Origin of the sequence: Nonomuraea sp. SBT364 (assembly GCF_001083785.1) — a bacterium.
Lineage (GTDB): Bacteria > Actinomycetota > Actinomycetes > Streptosporangiales > Streptosporangiaceae > Nonomuraea.
Genome location: NZ_LAVL01000315.1, coordinates 1 through 3,169 on the forward strand (window position 1 = coordinate 1; position 3,169 = coordinate 3,169).

Annotated in this window: 3 protein-coding genes and 1 pseudogene; all 4 read right to left on the reverse strand. The window is 72.7% G+C overall.

Annotation, left to right across the window (positions count from 1 at the left end; translation table 11 throughout):
* Positions 1 to 118: 118 nt before the first annotated feature.
* A complete protein-coding gene (locus ADY59_RS46890) occupies positions 119 to 841 on the reverse strand; it encodes a hypothetical protein (protein ID WP_156326174.1) in 723 nt (240 codons plus the stop codon).
* Between the two features lie 98 nt (positions 842 to 939).
* A complete protein-coding gene (locus tag ADY59_RS46895) occupies positions 940 to 2,088 on the reverse strand; it encodes a CU044_5270 family protein (RefSeq protein WP_156326175.1) in 1,149 nt (382 codons plus the stop codon).
* Positions 2,085 to 2,606 (reverse strand): RNA polymerase sigma factor, encoded by a 522-nt coding sequence (locus tag ADY59_RS46900; RefSeq protein ID WP_049577747.1) that lies wholly within the window; start codon positions 2,604 to 2,606, stop codon positions 2,085 to 2,087. The genes ADY59_RS46895 and ADY59_RS46900 overlap by 4 nt, the downstream gene beginning before the upstream one ends.
* Positions 2,607 to 2,687: 81 nt before the next feature.
* Positions 2,688 to 3,169, reverse strand: a pseudogene (locus ADY59_RS52180) (hypothetical protein); the annotation flags it as partial.

The following is a 3,169-nucleotide window of genomic DNA, read 5'->3' on the forward strand; positions in this document are numbered from 1 at the left end:
GGCCCGCCGCCGGGCTGGCCGTCGCGGGCGTGGCCGGGGTCGCGGCGGCCGTGCCCGCGGCGCTGGCGTGGCGGCGGGCCGAGTCCGGCCGCACCGGCGCGCCGTTGCCGGTAGGTGATCAGTAGTACTTGTACCACTTCGTCGCTACCCGGTCGTCGCGGTCGAACACCGACGCGCGATACATGCTGACGGCCAGGTCGCCGTGCTCGGCCTTGCCGCAGGTGTCGGCCCCGGCCAGCTGGTGGAGCTCGTACCGGGCGGTCGGGTCGCCGCCGACGAAGTACTCGGCGCGGGCCTGGTACTTGTCGCCCCGGGTGTCGCAGGCGAACACGGCCGTGTTCTTCCTGGTGAAGCAGGTGAGCGCGGCGCCCTTCGTCTGGGCGCAGGCCACGGACCGCTGCCGGGCGACGGCCGGGGTGACACGGGTCTCGCGCTTGACCGGGTGCTCGGTGACGTTGCGGACCGTGTGCCAGCGGCCCGCCTTGACGCGGTGGTCGCCCCGGTAGAGGGCCGCGCGGAACGTCACGACCTTGCCGATGTGCCGGGTGCCGCGGATCTCGCTCTCGCCCGCCAGGTTGTGGATGACGTGCATGGTGCCCAGGTAGCCGTTCAGGTAGTACTCGACGGCCGGATGCTGCTTGTCGGACGCGGTGTCCTCGATGTAGATGCCCGGGCGGTCGCTCTCGTCGGCGCCGACGCACGCCTCCGCGCCCTTGATGCGCATGCACACCGGATCCTCGGCCGCGGGGGTGGTCACCGGGGCCGCGAGGGCGGGGGCGTCGAGGGCGAACAGGGCGGACAGGGCCAGGGCCACCGCGGTAGTGGTGCGACGTAAGATCACTTCAGCCTCTTCGGTCTCAGCTGTCACATTGGTATGGAATGTGACGCTGCGAATGAGGCATAGGTTCCGGGGGCCCGCGCCGGGCCCCCGGTGAAACGCTATGACCTGCTGTCCGTCCAGCCCGCTTCCAGCACCGCCACCGAGTTCCACACGGTGCCGGGCTCGAAGGCGGCCTGAGCGCCGCCGGGCTCGACGACCACGCTCTCGGTGGCCCGGGTCCGGCCGGTCTCCTGGTCGAAGATCAGCCGGTTCTCCAGGACGCCGTCCTTGAGCTTCTCCTCGACCGCGACCGCGGTGCCCTGGCGGCCCTCGGCATCGGTCACGTTCTCGATGACCTCGACCGAGTCGAGGTCGGCGAGCATCCGGAAGGCGGCGGCGCGCACCTCAGGCGTGACCGGCATGTCCGTGATGAGCCCCGTGCTCACCCGGAACAGCCACGCGTCGGACCCCATCGGGATGCTCGACGTCTCGGTGTCATGCCCCTTGTACGAGCGCAGCAGCCACGCCTTGAGCTCACCCGGATCGGACGGCAGCGCGCGCAACTCCTTCATGGTCACGTTGCGGCCCAGCCAGAACACCTTGTCACCGTCGACCAGCGGCGTGTGGCCCTCGCTCGGCTTGCCCGGCGAGGTGGACAGCCGCATCCCGCCGAGCTTGCGCCAGACCTTGACGTCGATCTCGGTGGGGGAGCCTGCCCGCTGCCAGGCGGCCTCGTCCGCGGCGGTGGCGGGCCTGGCTCCCAGCGACCGGGTACGGCCCCACTGGTCGCCGCCGGTGGCGCTCGGCGTCCACGTTTCGCTCCGCTGCTGGTCCAGGACCAGGTAGCCGCCCTTCGCGGCCTCGAACAGGGTGCGATGCACGGAGGTCGTGTGCCACCAGGCGCCCATCTCGTCGGGCTGGCTGCCGGCCTTCTCGGCGGCGGCCAGCAGCACCTCGCGCGCCGAGAGCCGGACCTTCGCGGCGGTGGGTGTGGCTGTGGCGGTCTGGCCGGGCTGGGCGACGGGGTCGGGGGCGCGCGGCGTGGTGCCGCCGGTCCCGGTCACGACGACGGTCGCCGCCGCCACCGCGGCCGCCGCCCCGGCCAGGCTGATGCCCCACACGGGCCGTACGAGCTTCCGCGCGCGCCGGCGCGCCGGCCGGGGCCGCGACATGGCATATGTGAGCTCCTTCGCCCGGGTGCCCTCGTCGACCGGGACGTCGCCGAGATGTGCGGGCCGGGCGGCACGCAGCTCGTCCATGGGGTTCATGACCACTCCTCGCTGAGGTTGCGCACTTGGGGACGGGACGGTCCGGCCGGCTCCATGGCCTGCTTGAGCCGTTTGCGGGCGCGGTGCAACCGGACCCGGAACGCGGCGGTCGAACAGCCGACGACCCGGGCGGCGTCCTTCGGCGACAACCCCTGCCATGCCACCAGGACGAGGATCTCCCTGTCGTCGTCCGGCAGCGCGGCCAGCGCCTGGAGCACGCCGATCCGCTCCGCCACCTGGTCGGCCACGTCCCCCTCGGTCCAGGCGCGCAACTCCTGCGCGAGCGCCTCACGCCGGGCCTCGGCGCGGATGCTGTCGCGCAGCACGTTGCGCGCGACGCCGAGCAGCCAGGGCAGCGCCGGGTCGGGCACGTCGTCCAGCCGCCGCCAGGCGATCGCGAACGTCTCGCTCACGACCTCGTCGGCCACCTGCCGGCCCGCGCGACTGACCACGTACGCCCACACTCGTTGCCGGCATTCGTCGTACATGCCGGTGAACCGGTGCGTTTCATCCGTCACCGCCCCGCCCCTTCGTTCCGGATGTTCTCTGACACCGGGTAGTGGTCCGAGCCCTCCATTTGTTACCGCATGATGCGAAAGTCAGCCCACCACGCCGAGCAGGAAGGCCACCGGGACCAGGGCGGCGGTGAGCGCCACCGCCCACCAGCGGGGCGCGGGACCGTCCCGCAGCGTGGCGATCCCGAGCGGGACGAGGGCGACGGCCAGCCCGGTGAGTGCGATCAGCGAGATCGGGTCGCTGCTGCCCTTCAGCACGCCCAGCGGCAGCGCGTGCCCGAGGGCCAGCGCCACGCAGCGCACCACCCCGAGCGGCCCGCCGCCGAACACCCTGACCCGCCAGGCCCCGACGGCCAGCACGATCCAGCCGGCCATGATGCACACGTTGACCGCCTTGAACACGTGGAAGGCCCCGTACGTGGCGGCGACGGCCCGCTGCGCCTCCTCCAGCCCTAGCGCGTCCACCATCTGGAAGGCCAGATGGCTCACCCCGGCATGGAACACCCGCCCGAACAGCCCGAGCACCACCAGCGTGACCCCCCAGCGCCCCCACCCGGGCTCCAGCC

What these genes read in the sequence shown, in the direction of transcription:
- ADY59_RS46895 (WP_156326175.1), bottom strand. Translation starts at nt 2,088, where the DNA reads ATGAACCCCATGGACGAGCTGCGTGCCGCCCGGCCCGCACATCTCGGC.